Annotated in this window: 16 protein-coding genes; 8 read left to right on the top strand and 8 right to left on the bottom strand. The window is 64.8% G+C overall.

All coding sequences use genetic code 11. The annotated features are described in order from the left end of the window. The first annotated feature begins 5 nt into the window (after positions 1 to 5). The 7 genes from U8326_RS13970 (at position 6) to U8326_RS13940 (ending at position 7,086) form a co-directional block, all read left to right on the top strand. Complete coding sequence (locus tag U8326_RS13970) at positions 6 to 566, top strand: DUF1993 domain-containing protein (protein ID WP_324740958.1); 561 nt, start codon at positions 6 to 8, stop codon at positions 564 to 566. 2 nt (positions 567 to 568) lie between these two features. Then, positions 569 to 1,162, top strand: coding sequence for an AAA family ATPase (locus U8326_RS13965; protein WP_416385534.1), 594 nt, complete (start codon positions 569 to 571; stop codon positions 1,160 to 1,162). 154 nt (positions 1,163 to 1,316) lie between these two features. Continuing rightward, positions 1,317 to 2,123, top strand: a complete 807-nt coding sequence (locus U8326_RS13960) for an AraC family transcriptional regulator (protein ID WP_324740955.1) — start codon at positions 1,317 to 1,319, stop codon at positions 2,121 to 2,123. 89 nt (positions 2,124 to 2,212) lie between these two features. Then, positions 2,213 to 4,369, top strand: coding sequence for a TonB-dependent siderophore receptor (locus U8326_RS13955; protein ID WP_324740954.1), 2,157 nt, complete (start codon positions 2,213 to 2,215; stop codon positions 4,367 to 4,369). A 1-nt stretch (position 4,370) separates the two neighbouring features. Beyond that, entirely contained in the window at positions 4,371 to 4,766 is a 396-nt protein-coding gene (locus tag U8326_RS13950; protein WP_324740952.1) for a cupin domain-containing protein, read from the top strand. Next, entirely contained in the window at positions 4,763 to 5,809 is a 1,047-nt protein-coding gene (locus U8326_RS13945; RefSeq protein ID WP_324740951.1) for a PepSY-associated TM helix domain-containing protein, read from the top strand. Before U8326_RS13950 ends, U8326_RS13945 begins: the two co-directional genes overlap by 4 nt. Then, positions 5,806 to 7,086, top strand: a complete 1,281-nt coding sequence (locus U8326_RS13940; RefSeq protein WP_015460383.1) for a RhtX/FptX family siderophore transporter — start codon at positions 5,806 to 5,808, stop codon at positions 7,084 to 7,086. Before U8326_RS13945 ends, U8326_RS13940 begins: the two co-directional genes overlap by 4 nt. Before the next feature lie 32 nt (positions 7,087 to 7,118). Here U8326_RS13940 and U8326_RS13935 read toward each other — a convergent pair whose 3' ends face one another. The 4 genes from U8326_RS13935 to U8326_RS13920 are packed head-to-tail and all read right to left on the bottom strand — an operon-like array spanning position 7,119 to position 13,101. After that, on the bottom strand, positions 7,119 to 7,484 hold the full coding sequence (locus U8326_RS13935; protein WP_015460382.1) for a DoxX family protein: 366 nt from the start codon (positions 7,482 to 7,484) through the stop codon (positions 7,119 to 7,121). After that, on the bottom strand, positions 7,481 to 8,908 hold the full coding sequence (locus tag U8326_RS13930; protein ID WP_188083568.1) for an efflux transporter outer membrane subunit: 1,428 nt from the start codon (positions 8,906 to 8,908) through the stop codon (positions 7,481 to 7,483). Before U8326_RS13930 ends, U8326_RS13935 begins: the two co-directional genes overlap by 4 nt. Beyond that, positions 8,901 to 11,981 (bottom strand): efflux RND transporter permease subunit, encoded by a 3,081-nt coding sequence (locus tag U8326_RS13925; protein WP_188083569.1) that lies wholly within the window; start codon positions 11,979 to 11,981, stop codon positions 8,901 to 8,903. The genes U8326_RS13930 and U8326_RS13925 overlap by 8 nt, the downstream gene beginning before the upstream one ends. Position 11,982: 1 nt before the next feature. After that, on the bottom strand, positions 11,983 to 13,101 hold the full coding sequence (locus U8326_RS13920) for an efflux RND transporter periplasmic adaptor subunit (protein WP_070933756.1): 1,119 nt from the start codon (positions 13,099 to 13,101) through the stop codon (positions 11,983 to 11,985). A 104-nt stretch (positions 13,102 to 13,205) separates the two neighbouring features. Between U8326_RS13920 and soxR the strand changes: the two genes are divergently transcribed. Then, positions 13,206 to 13,655 (top strand): redox-sensitive transcriptional activator SoxR, encoded by a 450-nt coding sequence (gene soxR, locus U8326_RS13915; protein WP_015460392.1) that lies wholly within the window; start codon positions 13,206 to 13,208, stop codon positions 13,653 to 13,655. A 299-nt stretch (positions 13,656 to 13,954) separates the two neighbouring features. Here soxR and U8326_RS13910 read toward each other — a convergent pair whose 3' ends face one another. From U8326_RS13910 to U8326_RS13895, 4 genes are all read right to left on the bottom strand, one after another. Then, a complete protein-coding gene (locus tag U8326_RS13910) occupies positions 13,955 to 14,446 on the bottom strand; it encodes a hypothetical protein (RefSeq protein WP_015460394.1) in 492 nt (163 codons plus the stop codon). A 201-nt stretch (positions 14,447 to 14,647) separates the two neighbouring features. Further along, entirely contained in the window at positions 14,648 to 14,854 is a 207-nt protein-coding gene (locus tag U8326_RS13905; RefSeq protein WP_015460395.1) for a hypothetical protein, read from the bottom strand. 21 nt (positions 14,855 to 14,875) lie between these two features. Further along, positions 14,876 to 15,514, bottom strand: a complete 639-nt coding sequence (locus U8326_RS13900; protein WP_015460396.1) for an OmpH family outer membrane protein — start codon at positions 15,512 to 15,514, stop codon at positions 14,876 to 14,878. Beyond that, positions 15,511 to 16,356, bottom strand: coding sequence for a SapC family protein (locus U8326_RS13895; protein ID WP_015460397.1), 846 nt, complete (start codon positions 16,354 to 16,356; stop codon positions 15,511 to 15,513). The genes U8326_RS13900 and U8326_RS13895 overlap by 4 nt, the downstream gene beginning before the upstream one ends. Positions 16,357 to 16,377 lie beyond the last annotated feature (21 nt).

The following is a 16,377-nucleotide window of genomic DNA, read 5'->3' as shown; positions in this document are numbered from 1 at the left end:
CTTCCATGTCCCCGACCGATCTTCTCGTGCCGACATATACGCATATGTTGCAAACGCTCGCAGGATTGCTGGAAAAGGCGCGCCAGCAATCGTCGGAGTCAGAAGCCGAAGCGCTCCTTGCCCAACGCCTCGCGCCCGACATGCTCCCCCTGTCAGCGCAGGTGCGGTTCGCCTGTCTGCAGGCGCAGGAAGCCGTATTCCGCCTCAAAGGTCAACTATTGCCGCAAGCTCTGGAGCAACTCGGACAGGAAGGGCATGCGGCCGGTGAAGAACCAGGATCGATGGTCGAAGCGCAAACCCGCATCGGTGACGCCCTATCGTTTCTCGGCAGCCTTGAGCCAGACGCTTTTGACGGAACCGAGGATAGGCGAGTGATCCTTGAACTGCCGGGCGGTCCAACGTTCGATATGACCGGCCAGGACTATGTCAGGGACTGGGCGCTGCCCCAATTCTACTTCCACGCCGTAACCGCTTATGCGATCCTCAGAAGCCGGGGTATCCAGATCGGCAAGGCCGACTATGTGCCGCATATGTTCAACCATCTTCGTTCCCCGACCGCAGCGTGAGGATTCCGGTTCCCCGGCCGACAATCGGCAAGAGCTTCGATCGATCCCCGGAACATGCGGATCACCTGTTCATCATTACCGGAGGACCGGGATCGGGAAAGACCTCTCTCATCAAAGCTCTTGCTCTGGAGGGTTTCCGGCACACGCCGGAAGCAGGCCGCTCGATCATTCAGGATCAGGTCGCTACTGGCGGCAACGCGCTTCCATGGATCGATCGGCAGGCGTTCGCCGAACTGATGCTGGCCTGGGATCTGAGATCCTATCGCGAAGCAAGCAGGTTTGCCGGGCGCGTGCTGTGTGATCGGGGCATTCCCGATGTGTTAGGATATTTATCCCTGTGCGGACTCGAGGCGCCGCCCCACATTCGCCGGGCTGCTGAGCTTTTCCGGTATAACCGTACCGTATTCATCGCCCCCCATTGGCCGGAGATTTTCATCCATGATGCTGAACGAAAGCAAAGCATGGAGGAAGCGAGAGCAACGCATCAGGTGATGACAGAGACATATGCCGCCCTGGGATATGATCTCGTGCCGCTGCCACTTGCCAGCGTTTCCGAGCGTGTATCGTTCGTTCGCGGGCACATCTCCGCGCGTTGACCTTGCCGGCAGAAGCTTCGGCTGTCGTTGAGTGCATATTGCAATTAATTCGCAATAGTATACATGGAGGCGTTGCAAGGGGTTTCATAACGCTGTGCAAGCGGGCGCACTCAAACCAACATTCTGGTCATGCCATGCGGCGCGAGGGCTGTCGGTGGGTGCGGGTTATCGCGACTTCGCGGAAGAAGCCGAGGCGATCGAGAATTTGCGCCCGGGAATCAAGCTGGCAATATTGCTCAAAGGGTCGATCGAAGTGGGAATCGCGGGTCAGACACAAGCCCGCGAGTCCGGTCCGAGCGTGAACTTGTTTGTCAGCCGTCACGACTGGCAGCTTCACCATCGCTTCGCCAGCCTCAGCTCGCTGCAATATCTGACCCTGCATCTGGACGCAGAGGCTGCCGACGAGTTGCTCGGTGATGCCAATGCTCTTCTGCCGGAGGGCATGGCCCATCATCGAGCGACGTGCCCCGTCGCGATGCAGGCTATTGCGGAGCAAATTCTGAACGCGCCCTATGTGGGCGTGGCCCGGAGGCTACACCTGGCCGGCAAGGCGCTCGAACTGGCAGCGCTGGCGCTCGACACGCTGGCGCGGCCATCCACCAACAGTTCGGTAAGTCTGGCAACGCCGCTCGAAGTCAGGCGGCTGCACGAATTACGCGATCGCCTGAACCGCGACCCCGCCAACATGCCGGGGCTGGATCGCCTGGCCCGCGACTGTGGCATGAACGTACGTCGGATGACGGCCGGGTTCCGGCGCCTCTTCGGTCAAAGCATCGGGGAATATTTGCGTGAGACGCGACTGCGCGAGGCATGGCGGCTGCTCGAATCCGGGCTCAGCGTCACGCTGACGGCGGACCGAGTCGGCTATACGCTGCCGCATTTCACCACGGCCTTCCGCCATCGTTTCGGCATCTTGCCGAGCACCCTTAACCGTTCCGGTCTCGAGGCGCCCGGAATCTGAAATTTCCGTCCGGCGATCGGAAAGACAGATCGCTGCTCTTCTCCTATTCGCTTCGCTATTGCGAGTGATTAGCGAAGATGGGGCAAAGAGTGGATCGGAAGACTATCGTGCGATTGACCGCGGGCGTGGCTTGCCTCGCCATTGGCTGGGCCACCGCCGGAACCGCGCGGGCGGAAGAAACGGACTCGAAAACCGACGAGATCATAGTCACGGCCGCGTTCGCCGAAGGTGCGGGCGTGGGCACCAAGCTGCCTTTGACACTTTCCGAGACCCCGCAGACGATAAGCATCATCGATCGCGACCGGCTCGACGAGCAGCGGCTCATCACGCTCGACGACGTGATGACCAATGCGCCCGGCGTCACCGTTCAGCCGGGCACGCGGCTGCGGACGGCATATTATTCGCGCGGCTTCGTCATCGATACGCTGAACTTCGACGGCATTCCGACCTCGGGCTGGAACGAGGCCGTCAACACCGAGGACATGGCGATTTATGACCGCGTGGAGATTCTGCGCGGCGCGAGCGGCCTTCTTCAGGGGACCGGCAACCCTTCGGGTACGATCAACCTGGTCCGCAAGCGCCCGGGCAGCGATTTCGCGGCGGAAGCGACGCTGAGCGCCGGAAGCTGGAACAATTATCGGGCGGAGGGCGACATCAGCGTTCCGCTGATCGCATCCGGCGATCTGCGCGCTCGCGTTGTCGGCATCTTCGAGGATCGGGACTATTTCTACGATGAAGGCCATCGGCGCAAATATCTCGCCTATGGCACAATCGAATGGAATCTCGCGCCGCGCACGGTGCTGGCCGCGACGATAAAATGGCAGGACGTCGCCGATGACGGCACGCTGATGGGTGTGCCGCGCTATGCGGATGGCGGCGAACTGCCCATCCCCCGCTCGCGCTATCCCGGCGCGCCCTGGTCGAGCCGCAACTGGGACAATATGCAGATGTTCGCCGAGCTACGCCATGAGTTCGGCAGCGACTGGGAAGCCAAGGTCGCCGTGAGCCGCATCTCCGGCGACAGCGACATGACCTATGCCAGCGCCATGGGCGCGGTGGATCGTGCGACCGGCATGGGACCGATCCTTTATGGCGGGGCCTATGATTTCAGGAACCGCGAGACCGATCTTGACGGCTATGTTTCGGGCGGCTTCGACCTGCTCGGACGTCGGCACCAGATTTTGGTCGGGGCCAATTACTGGGACGGCCACACCAGGCAGATTTCCTACAACCTGCCGGGGCTGATGCAGCCCGTCGACCTTTTCTCCGACACGCCCGTCACGACACCGGAGCCGACGACGCAAAGTTGGGGGGGCGAGCAGACGACAGATACCACCCAATATGGCGGCTATGCGGTGCTTCGCCTGAGACTCGCCGATCCCCTGACGCTGATCGCGGGCGGAAGGCTCAGTTGGTGGCGTACGGAGACGGTTCGCCGCGCCACGATCGGCGGACCGCAGACGCCCACCGGCAAATATCGGATCAACCGCGAGTTCACGCCTTATGGCGGTCTCGTCTGGAAGGTGGGCGGCCCCTTTTCGCTCTATGCGAGCTATGCCTCGATCTTCACGCCCCAGAACAACCTGACTTATGAGGGCGAAGTTCTCGATCCGATGACCGGCAGCAATATCGAGGCCGGCATCAAGGGCGAATGGTTCGGCGGAAAGCTCAACGCATCGCTGGCCGCCTTCCGTATCCGGCAGAACAACCGGGCGCAGCTCGATCCCGATCATCCCTGCATGCCCGGATCGGTTTGTGCCTATATCGCCGACGGCAAGGTGGAGAGCAAAGGCTTCGATGCCGAGATCCAGGGTGATCTGGCGGAGGGTTGGTCCATCCAGGCTGGCTATACCTGGGTCGACACCGAATATCTGCGGGACCGTACCGCGTCCGGGAGCCCAAGCGGCAATGAGGGCCTGCCGTTCTCCAGCTTCACGCCAAAGCATATGGTAAAGCTGTGGACGCATTATCGACCGCCCGTGCTCGACGGAAAGCTGGGGCTGGGGGCGGGCGTCAATTGGCAGAGCAGCTTCTACAGCCAGCAGGGCGCCGTCCGCATGACGCAGGGCGGCTATGCCGTGGTCAACCTGCGCGCCGATTATGCCGTCACGCCGCGCATCGACATTGGGCTCAACGCGAACAACCTGTTCGACAAGCGTTATTTCGCGTCGATCGGCGGCACCAGCTGGAACAACTGGTATGGTGAGCCGCGCAGCGTCATGGCCACGCTGCGCGCGCGCTACTGACATGGGCGTCACCCTGTTCGATCCGCTGGGCACGCTCGTCCAGCTCGATGCCGACGGCCGTGCCGATGCCTTGCCGCGTTCGCCGGACGCTTGGCGGCAGGTCAATCGGGCGAAAGCCTCGCGCGTTCTGGGCATGAGCGAACCGAAACGGCCCGAGGACCTTCATCCCGACAACTGGGAAATGCACCCCGACGGCGACGAGATCCTGCATCTCGTCGAAGGCGATATCGATCTGGTCGTCGAGGATGAAAGCGGCGAAATACTGCTGCCGCTCGCGCGCGGACAGAGCTGCGTGGTCGAGCGTGGGACCTGGCACCGCCTCCTGCTGCGCGCCCCCTCGCGGCTGATGTTCCTGACCCCGGCCGGCGGCACGCGCGTGCGTCCGCATGAAGCATGAAAACGCGCATCCTGCTCTGGAAGCTGCACCGATGGATCGGGCTCGCCTGCGCAGTGCCGTTTGCGGTTCTGGCCGTCACGGGACTTGGCCTGCTCATCTGTCATGCGACCGAAACGGCCGCGGGACCACGCCTTGATCGTCCCGTTACCACACTGGCCGGAGTCGACGTGGCGATTTCATCACTGCGGGCGCGCTACGGCGATACCACACTGGGCCTGATCCTCCCCGCGCCCGATCCCCGCCATGCTTGGCAGGCATCGGTGCGCGAGCGGGATGGCGAGAACCTCACCGTCGCCTTCGATCCGCAATCGGGACAGATATTTGCGCCGATGCCTGCCGGAGCGGCGGCGCGGGACATCCTGCTCACCATCCATAACGGCCTTCTGCTGGGGCTGGGCGGAAAGGTTATCGCGCTTCTAACGGCGATCGCGCTCATCATGCTTACCATCAGCGGGTTTGCGATCATGCGCCGCCGCTGGCGGACACTGACGAGTGTGCCCTGGCATAGCGCCTCGCCCCTGGCCGGGCTGCACAAATGGACAGGCTTGGTCGTGATGATCTTCCTGTTTCTCTCCGCGAGCAGCGGCTTCCTGTTGCTCGGGTTCAAGACACTCGGCGAGTTCGGCCGGCCCGGCCGACCAAACGCGGCAATGGCGCGACCGATATCCGACGCCGCCCGGGCGCCGCTACGGCCTATGCTGGAATCCGCGCTGAACGCACATCCGGGTGCCGAGCTTCAGGGCATCATGCCGGGACACGGCGCCGGGCCGGTGGCAGTGATGCTCCTCGTTCGCGATGCCGCTCCCTGGGACAAGTCCGTGACCGTGAGTTTCGACGGCCAGTCCGGCGCGATGGCTCCGGCTCGGCCCGTGCCAGCCTTCATGAAGCTGATGATCGCCGCAAAATCCCTGCACACGGGCCTGTGGGACAGGTCCGTGATGCTTGGCCTCTATCTGCTCGCCGCCACGCTGTGCGTGATCCTTCTCGTAACCGGTCCATGGCTCTGGTGGAGGCGACGCCCAATGAAAAGGCATGCCCGATGAACGCCGCCTCCTATTTCCACAATTATCGGCTTCTCGCGACGGTCGGCGCGCTCTATGTCGCGCAGGGCATCCCGCTGGGGCTCGCCATGGAAACGTTGCCGACGCTGCTGCGGCGGGATGGCGTGTCGTTGACAGGGATAGCCTTCCTGCCGTTGGTCGGCCTGCCCTGGATCGTGAAATTCCTGTGGGCGCCCTTCGTCGACAATCACTGGTCCAGACGGATCGGCAAGCGGCGCAGCTGGATCATTCCGATGCAGGCGACCGTGTTCCTCTGCCTCGCGGCGGTGGCGATACTGGGTATCGGCGAAGCGACCACGCCCATTGCGATCGCACTGTTCGCGCTGGCCTCGCTGGCGTCGGCGACGCAGGACACGGCAACCGACGGTCTTGGCGCCGAGAATTTCGAGGGCGCGATGTTGGTTCGCGCCAATGCGGTGCAGGTCGGCGGCACCATGATCGGGTTCTTCATCGGCGGCGCCGGGTGCCTGATCCTCGCCGGAATGCTGGGCAGGCAAGCGGCATTGGCGGCCATGGCACTGATCGTCCTTTCGGGCCTTGTGCTGATACTCCTGTGGCGGGAGCCGGCACCAGCGGCGCAATCAACCACCAGGCCGGAACACGCCAGTCTGTCACGCTTCGTCCGGCGGCCGGGAGCAGTTTCCGTGCTGGCTATTGCCTTGCTGACGGCCGTAACAGCGAGCTCCGTCTTTGGTTTGTCCAAGCTCTTCCTGATCGATAGAGGCTGGGCGCTGGAAGCCATCGGCCAAATCGGCATGATCGGCGGGGTCGTGACAGTGGTCGTTGGATGCGGCGGAGGGGCGTGGCTCGTGCGCCGGATGGGCATCGCGCGCGTCCTGCTGCTCAGTCTTGGGCTGTCCTGCGCAGGCGCATGCCTCTGGATCATGCAGGCATCAGCCATTCTGCCGGTCGAAAGGCATATCGCTCTTGTCGCCATCCTGCTGGGTTCGGCTGGCAGCGGGGGCGCATCGGTCGCCGCAATGACCCTCGCAATGCGCTTCGCCGCAAGGGCAAGGCAAGCCGGGACCGACATGACAGTCGTACAAAGCAGCCGCGATCTGGGTGAGATCGGAACCTCCGCCACTGTCACCGCCATTGCCGGGGTGGCGGGATATTCCAGCGGGTTTGCTTTCAGCATTGTCGCCGCGATCGCCGCCGTTTTCGTTATATTGTCCTTCAGGCGTAACGACGCGCTTCGGCAGCTTGCCGATGAAGCATCAGATGGGGAAGAGTGGTCACCCCGGCTTAACCCGGATTGACGACGGCAGTGTGATGACCGCAGCCTCGCCGCTCATCTGCTTCTATTCCGCCTCAAAGCGAGGGAAAGGCCGAGAACGGCGAGCGACACTGCGAACACCACGGCAGGCGCGACAGCATGGCCGTAATCCGCATTCACCAAGGTCGTGAGCGTCGCGGCCGCCATGACCACGGCTCCGAGCGCGGCGCCGAACGCGCGGGTGGCGGACCGTATCAGCAATATGCCGGCGGTCAGTTCCAGCGCGGCCGTGACGTAATGGAACCAGTCCGGATAGCCCCAGGCCGCATAGGCGGCGGCATATTCTTCGGAGATGAAGGCGTTGCCATAGGCCCCGAACAGGAAAAACGCCGCCAGCGGCCACGCCAATATCGTCGATAACAGGGGAAGAGCCTTGTTCACTTTGCCGACCTTTCGGAAAGATGTGCGCCGTCGATTGACCAGCCGCCGCCGAGCGCCTTGAACAAATCGACCCGCGCCAGGGACAATTGCCGCAGGGACGCTGCGTGGGAGGCTCGCGCGGCCAGCAGGTCGGACTGGGCAACCAGCACGTCCAGCCAGCCGATCGAACCGGCGCGATAGCGCCTGTCGGCAAGCTCGTAAGCCCGCGCCGATCGGTCCTGCGCCTCGCGCAGCGCGGCCAGCCGACGCTGTTCGGTCGCGACGATGGCGAGGGCCTGTTCGACCTCCTTGAGCGCCGTGATGACCTTCCCGTCGAACGCGGCCAGCGATGCCGCGCCCCGCGCCTCCGCCTGAAGCAGCCGCGCGCGGGCGACCGACATGTTGGGGAACCGCCACGACAGCAGCGGGCCGAGCGAGAAGCTGAAGGAATCGCTTCCCCGCACCACGTCGTTGCGGAAGAAGGTGCCGGAACCGCCAAGGCTGATGACGGGATAGAGGTCGGCGGTCGCCACGCCGATCCTCGCCGTATCGGCCGCAAGCTGGCGCTCGGCCTGCCTGAGATCGGGCCTTCGCCGCAGCAATGCCGCGCCGTCTCCGATGGGAACGGCGGCAGCGGGTTCAGGCGGCACCGCGCAGAGCCGCGCCGTTTCCGGCACATCGTCCGGAGTGGTGCCGAGCAAGGCCGCCAGTTCGAACAAGGCGACCTGCCGCTGTCCTTCGAACGCCGGAAGCGCTGCCTTGGCGGTCGCCTCGGCCGCCGTAGCCCGTTCCACGTCGAGCCGGCTGGCTGATCCGGCGTGCTCCTGCGCCGTCACGAGGCGCAGGCTGTCGGTGCTGGTCTGCAAGGATTGTTGCGCCACGGACAGGGCATAAGCCGCCGCGCAGGCATCCAGATAGGCGCGGGTCGTTTCCGCAGCGACGGCCACGCGCACGGCATCGCGGGCGGCTTGGACCGCTTCGGCATCGGCGCGGGCCGCCTCGATGGCGCGCCCGATCCGGCCGAACAGATCGGCTTCCCACGCCAGCGCGACTCCGGCGTTCTGCGACCATTGCGCGTCGTTGCCGACCGGCGCGCCGACCTGCGTGGAATCGCCATAGCTGACGCCGCCCGATACCTCGGTGGATGGCAGCCGTCCGGCGCGTGCCTCCTGCAGGATCGCGCGCGCTCGGGCGAGATTGGCCGATGCGACGCGCAGGTCCGTGTTGGCCGCGAGGGCCTGCTCGATCAGGCTGTCGAGCGCCGGATCGCGGTAGAGCCGCCACCAATCGTCGGGCAGGTCGCCAGCCCGATCGATGCCGTCGGCCGTCGTGATGAACGGCCCTGCCGACGCAGCGGGGGTCTGCGGGGGGGCATAGGCAGGGCCGGCCGCGCAAGCCGAAGCGAGCAGCGGCAAGAGGATAAGAGAGAGCCGGGACTTACGCATGGGCCAGACCCCCTTCAGCCGGGTATTCGCCGGTTTCGGTCGGCTCCTTCGGGCGGTGATCGCCCGCCAGCAGGGAATAGACTGTGGGCAGCACGAACAGCGTGAACAGCGTTCCCACCAGCAGGCCCATGACGACGACGATGCCGATGGCAAAGCGGCTGTTCGCCCCGGCGCCCCCGGCGAACAGCAGCGGCACGAGGCCGGCGGCCATCGCCGCGGTGGTCATCAGGATCGGCCGCATCCGCACCGCTGCGGCATGGCGGATCGCCTCGACCCGGCTCCAGCCTTCATGCCGCTGCATCTCGTTGGCGAAGGACACCATCAGGATGCCGTGCTTGGAAATCAGCCCGATCAGCGTGACGAGCCCAATCTGGGTGTAGATGTTGAGCGTGGCATAGCCGAGATAGAGCGGCGCCAGCGCCCCGCATATCGCCAGCGGCACAGTGACGAGGATCACCAGCGGATCGCGGAAGCTCTCGAACTGCGCCGCCAGCACGAGGAAGATTACCACCAGCGCGAAGCCGAAGGAGACGGTCAGCCGGTTGCCTTCCTGCACATATTGCCGGCTGTTCGACAGCCAGTCGACGCTCGTGCCCTCGGGCAGCGTCTGGCTTTGCAGGAAGTCCACCGCCTGTCCCATGGTCACGCCCGGCAGCAGCACGGCCGACAGCGTGGCGCTGTTCATCTGGTTGAACTGCGGCAGCCGGTTAGGCTGTGGGCGTATTTCGACGCTGGCGATGGTGGCGAGCGGAACGAGGCTGCCCGACGCCGTTCTCACCTGGAACCGGCCGAGATCGTCGGGCGCGAGCCGGTGGCTCTGCGGAACCTGCGCGATCACGTCATACGAGCGGTCGTGCCAGTTGAACCGGTTCACATAATTCTCGCCGACGAGGATCGCCAGCGTGTCGGCGACTTCGGACATGCTGACGCCCATTTCGCCCGCTTTCGCGCGGTCGATGATGATGTGCGCTTCGGGGCTGTCGAAGGCGAGGTCGCTGTCCACGAAGGCGAACAGTCCGCTGCCCCAGGCGGCGCCCTTGATGGTTTCGAGCGTCTGGTAGATTTGCGGAAAATCGTCCGCCGAGCGGATCACCATCTGCACCGGCAGGCCGCCGCTGCCCGCAGGCAAGGGACTGTCCTGAAAGGCGGTCGCATAGACGCCGGTCACCGCCGCCGTGCGCGCGGTCAGCTCCGCCTGAATGTCGTCGGCCGAACGGTCCCGTTCCGCCCAGTCCTTGAGCACGACGCCGCCGAACCCGCCATTGGCGTTGTTATCGCCGCCCGAGCCGAACCAGCTGCTCCTGAACTCGGGTAGGGTCTGGAAGATGCGCTCGACTTCATCGCTATAGCGCCGCGTGTAATCGAGGTTGGCATATTGCGGCGCCTTGGTCTGCACGAAGACATATCCCATGTCCTCCGGCGGGGCGAGTTCGCGCTGGGCGCCGGTGAACAGCAACACAATCGCGCCGAGCATGGCGACGCCCACGATCAGGACGGCCGCCCGCGCCGCCAGCGTCCGGTCCAGCAGGCGGGAATAGCCGGTAGTGAGGCGGTGCATGCTGCGCTCGATGGCCTGGCTCAGCCTGCCTTCGCCCAGTTTCGAATGGAGCAGTTTGCCGCTCATCATGGGCGACAAAGTCAGCGCGACCACGCCGGAGACGATGACGGAGCCTGCCAGCGTGAAGGCGAATTCGCGGAACAGCGCCCCTGTCAGGCCGCCCATCAGTCCGATCGGGGCATAGACGGCGGCGAGCGTGATCGTCATCGCGATCACCGGCCCGACGATTTCCCGCGCGCCGACCAGGGCGGCGTCGAACGGCTTCAGCCCTTCCTCGATATGCCGGTGGATATTCTCGACGACGACGATCGCGTCATCGACCACCAGCCCGATGGCAAGGACCATCGCCAGCAGCGTCAGCAAGTTGAAGGAGAAACCGAACGCCAGCATCAGCGCCGCCGTGCCCAGCAGCGAAAGCGGAATGGTGACGATGGGGATGATGACGGCGCGCAGAGAGCCGAGGAACAGGAAGATCACGACAACCACGATCAGGACTGCCTCGATCAACGTGCGCTCGACCTCATCGATGGAGGCGTTGACGAAATGGGCGACGTCGAAATCATTGGCAACCTCCACCCCCGGCGGGGCGACGCGCTGGATTTCCGGCAGCAGCGCCTTTACCGCTGCGACGATTTCCAGCGGGTTTCCGTCCGGCGTCGGCGAAATGGCGATGGACACGCCGGGGCGGCCGGAGGCCTGCGCGGCAGCGTCATAATTCTGGCCGCCAAGCTCCACGGTGGCGATATCCCCCAGCCGCACGACGCCGCTGTTGCCGGTCTTCACGACCATGCGGCGAAAGGATTCCACATCCCGCAAGTCGGTGCCGGCGGTGATGTTGATCGCGGTATTCTCGCCCTTCAGCTTTCCGGGGGACGCCTGCACATTGTTGGCGCGCAAGGCGGCCGCGATATCGCCCGCCGTCAGGCCGCGCGCGGCGAGCTTCACCGGATCGACCCACACGCGCATTGCCAGCGGCGCGCCGCCGCTGATCTGGGCGGATGCCACACCGCGGACCGAGGTCAGAAGCGGCTGGGCGACGCGCGTCGCGAAATCCACCAGCTGCGGCGGCGGCAGATCGTCGCTGATGAAGGAGATATACTGGATCGCCGAAGCGCCGTCGGTGATCTTGGTGATGACGGGATCGGTAACGCCCGTGGGCAGGCGGAACTTGACCTGCTGCACCTTGGCGAGGATTTCCGTCATCGCCCGGTCCGCGTCGGCATTGAGCACCAGCTTCGCGCTGATCCGGCTGCTGCCTTGCAGCGATGTCGAGGTTATATACTCGATGCCGCTGGCGGTCGCGATGGCTTGGGCGATGGGCGTGGTGACGAAACCCTGCATCACATCCTGCGTCGCGCCGGGAAACGCCGTGTCGATCGTGATCGTCGCGCTTTCCATCCGGGGATATTGCCGGACCGGAAGGCTGAACGTCGCACTGACGCCCACCAGCAGGATCAGCAGGCTGACCACGATCGCGAGGATGGGGCGACGGATAAAGATGTCGGTGAACGCCATATCAGCGGCCTCCAGCTCGTGCGGGGGCGGTCACGGTCACGTCCGCGCCGGGCTGGATGCGAAGCTGCCCTGCCGTCACCACGACATCGCCGGGCTTCAGGCCCCGTTCGATCACTATGTCATTGCCGATTCGTCGTCCGGTGCGGACCGGAACGAACTCCGCCTTGCCGCCTTTCCGGGCATCCTTGCCGCGAATGACGATCACGCTGTCGCCCTGCGCCGATGTCTGGATAGCCGTCGCCGGAACGACGAGCGCACCTGTTTGGGGCGGCAGCACCAGCGAGGCGGTGACATACATGCCGGGGCGAAGCACCCGGTCGGGGTTGGGCAGGATCGCCTGTACGGCAATATTGCGCGTGTCCTCGCCGATCCGGGGTTCGACCGCGTTCACGCGCGCGGTGAATGTCCGCTGCGGATAGGCATCGCTCGCGACCGTGACCGTGGCGCCCGGCTTGATCATCCCGAGGTTCTGCTGCGGCAGCGCGAATTCCACATAAAGGCGCGACAGGTCGGTCAGCGTGGCGATCGGATCGCCGGGATTGAGATACTGGCCGGGATTGACGCGGCGGATGCCGATCTGTCCGGCAAAGGGCGCGCGCACCTGCTTCTGGATCAGCCGGGCGTCGAGCTGGCGCACCGCCGCAAGCGCCTGATCCCGTTCCGCGCGGCGCTCTTCAAGCTGTTCGCGCGGTTCCGCGCCGCTCGGTGCAAGCTCTTCCGAGCGCACAACCTGCATGCGCGCGAAGGCAGCCCTTGCCCGCGCCGCGTCCCGGTCCGCCCGTTCCGGCCCGTCGAAAAGCTGAACAAGCAAGGCCCCGGCACCGACCTCTGCGCCCGAATCAAACCGGATTACCGAAACGCGACCGGCAACTTCGGCTGACAATTCGACTTCGCGCACGGCCCTGAGAGTGCCGATCGCTTCCAGGGACAGGGGAACGTTCCTTGGCTCCAGTTGCACGGCGGCCACGGGCAGCGGTGCTTGATGCCACTCCTGCGCCTGTCCCGCCTTGAGCATGCGCCAGACGAACAAGCCTCCCAGCACAAGGGCAAGGGCGAAGACCGTTGCAAGGATGGTGCGAATGTGTGGGAGGCGCGCTTTCGTGCGCTCGATCAAGCTCATGTCGGCTCCGGTTTATGTCCGCGAGTTCGGACGGAATGGATGCTTGCGGAACAAGCCGACCTGCCTCATACAACCTCAACATTTGTTGAGGTCAAGGACTATTTATGTCTCCCGCGATGCCGCAGGCGCTGTCCGTTGGCGAAGTGGCGCGCCGCAGCGGCGTTCCCGTTTCGACGGTTCATTTCTACGAGAAGCAGGGTCTGATCGCGGGCTGGCGCACGGAAGGAAACCAGCGCCGTTATCACCGCTCCGTCCTGCGCCGGATCGCCATCATCCGCATTGCCCAGCGTGCCGGCATCCCGCTGGCGATCATCAAGGACGCGCTGGCCGATATGCCGCACGACCATGTTCCAACCGCGCGGGACTGGCGGAATTTCACCGATGCCTGGACCGGCATGCTCAACGAGCGGATCATGTCGCTGACTCAGCTTCGCGACCAGATCGTGAGCTGCATCGGCTGCGGCTGCCTGTCGCTTGAGGAATGTCCGCTACGCAATCCGATGGATGAACTGGGGCGGTCGGGACCGGGGCCGCGGCGACTGAATAATCGCTAGCCTGCGCTACCCTCGAGAGGGTGGGTAAATATTAATGGACAATTTGTGCTTAGAATTTTGCGCCCATCATCATTTCGTCAACGTCAGGCCGCCTCTCAGGTCCCTCTCGGCGGGTGGGCTGGTCGCGCGGACGTGCCTTGCGGCGGGCCTGATCCAACGCTGCGTCGCCATGTTCAAGCAGAAGCTCTTCGACTGCGAGCGACACCGCGTTCTCGAACCGGCGGGAGCGCTGCCAGCGAAGGCCGTGGAGCCACCGCTTCATCATGATCGGATCGAGCCGGAAAGGGGAAGAGTAAGGGTCATGTCCGCGGAAGCGACGTCTCGCTTGCGGCAGGCGCTGGAGCTGATGCCGGCGCATCCAGCTGGACGGCGATGCGGAGCGGCAGCAGCATGTCGCGCGGCGGCGCGGCCGCGAGCTGCTGGCCGACGATCAGCGCCTGCATATCGGCATTGGCCTCCGCATGGGTGAAGGCAGGATAGTCGATGCGTGAGATTTTGCCGTCGCGCTCGATCCAGACCTTGATGACCAGGGGCGCGGTTGCCGCGTCTGGTGCGGGTCGGGTCGCATCGAGATAGGCGCGCAGACCTGTCACCGGCTCGTTGTGCGCCTCGAGCCAACCGGTGATGGAGGTTGTCGCGAACTCGGCGTAGCGCACCCATTCGACCGGCGCGGCCGAAGGCGCGACACTCTGCGCCGCAACAGGCGTGGTCGAGGCGATCCCGGCGCCGACAAGGGCCGCAATCCAGCGTGTGACGCGGGACAAAGGTGAGGATTTGGAGGTAGACCGCATCAGCGCGCTCCCAGAAACATGAGGCCGACAAGCACTGCGGCTGCGACACTCACCATGCGATAGAAATGAAGCTCGAAAGCGCCGACCGGGCGGCTCCGCTTGACCGCCCGGACCCGCGCCCGGCGCTTTTGTTCGGCAACGCAATCAGCACGGATCGCCTGGACCCAGCCCGCTAACCCGCGAACGCCGGCGACCGGACCCTCAGACACCGGCGCCTCCGCCGGCGATGATGCGCGGCCGCCAGTCCCGGCTACCCCGAGGGATGCAGGCGCCGGGGATGGCGTTCATGTAGGAATCGACCATGGCCTCCGCCTCGCGGTAGAGGATTGCGATCGCGCCAAGGGCCAACAGGCTGGTGATGAGAACCCCCAGCATGAAGGCCGCAAGGGCAATCAGGATCGTCCCCATGGTCGCTTCCCTCTTTCCGGCCTATCGCTGCGCTGGCGCCTGGACGGCTGGCTGTTGCTGCGGCAGGCGCTCGCGTTCGAAGCTGATGGTCTGGATGCGGGCATCCAGCGCGCGCACGACGTCCGCTGTCAGATCGTTGGCGAAATTGCCGCCGAGCGCCGCGCCGCGATCGAACAGCAGGCCGCAATTCTTGGCTTGATAGACCTGGGCAATGACCGGCTGCGCTTCGGTCGCGATGCGCTCCAGCGCCTTGGCGCGGGTCGCGTCGATCTCACGGCTGGAATGGGCGGCCTGCGTTTGCAGCGCCTGCCAGTTGCGCGCCAAGGTTTCGCGGCGCTGACGGTTGGCCGCATTGTCGGGCTGACCTTCGAGTGCGCGTGCTTCGGTTTCCAGAGCCGGGCGCTGCCCGTCGATTTCGGCCTGAGCGGCGCGGGTCAGCTCGGCCAGACGCGCAGACGCGGCCTTGCCGACAGCGGCATTGGCGAAGATGGCTTCGCGCGAGAGCAGGCAGACACCGGGCACGACTGGGCCGCCAAGGGGCTGCGCGGCTGGGGCAGCGGCAGGTGCCTGTCCGCCACCGACCGTCTGCGCCCAGGCAGAGGCGCCTGTGAAGGCGGAAGCGAGAATAAGGGCGGAGAGGAGAAGAGGACGGCTGTTCATGATACGACTTTCCTGGACTTGTTGGACTTTGCCGGGGCGTCGGCCTCGGCAGTAGCGGGTTCGTTCGAAGCACCTGACGATGACGGTTCCGCGACGAGACGCAGCGCCTGCCGATCGACCAGCGCGCGGAAGCGGTCGAGCGAGGCCAGGTGATGATGCACGAGCGCAAGCAGGCCTTGCTTGTGCCAGGCAACGACCGTCTCATCATCGAGGCCTGCAAATTTCTGAGCGTCGACGATCAGGAAGTTATTGAGACCCAGCTTGCGGCCATCGGGCAGGGTCGCATCCGCCCGCCGGTCGACCAGCAGATCCTTTTCCTTCAGCGCATCCGTGAACAGCTTGGTCAGTTCCGCTTCCCGGCCGAACGCTGTGCAGAACTCCAGCGCCTGCTGCGTCAACGCGGAGGGCTTGCCGTCCTCGAACAGCGCCGTACCTTCAGTCCCGCCCTGGACGACCCGATCCGAACCGCTGTCGATCGACAGGGCAAAGCCGTCGGGCTCCTCGGTCCTGACGAAGGTGAAGGGATATCGGCGGACATAAGCGGGGATGTAGCAATCGCTCGCCCAGCGGCCGTCCTCGACGAAGAGATTGGTCGGCTCCAGGCCCAGCACGACGATCGGCTGCGCGGTGTCGCCGGCGAATAGGACCGGATAGCTACGTGCCGCCGCAACGATTTCGCTCGCCACGATCGGCAGGAATGGCGTTTCGGCCGCGAAGGACACATCGCCGGCCTTCAGGCGCCAGTCAGCGTGAACGGTCGAATGGAGCGGCTGCAAGGCCTTGTAGAAGAGCGGAAGCATGGGGGCAGCGGTCGAGGCCGCAGCATTGGCGTTGTCTGCCATGATTAAACAATCTCCGAATGA

The organism is Tsuneonella sp. CC-YZS046 (genome assembly GCF_035581365.1).
Classification (GTDB): Bacteria; Pseudomonadota; Alphaproteobacteria; order Sphingomonadales; family Sphingomonadaceae; genus JAWKXU01.
This window is presented reverse-complemented; position numbering and strand designations above follow the sequence as displayed.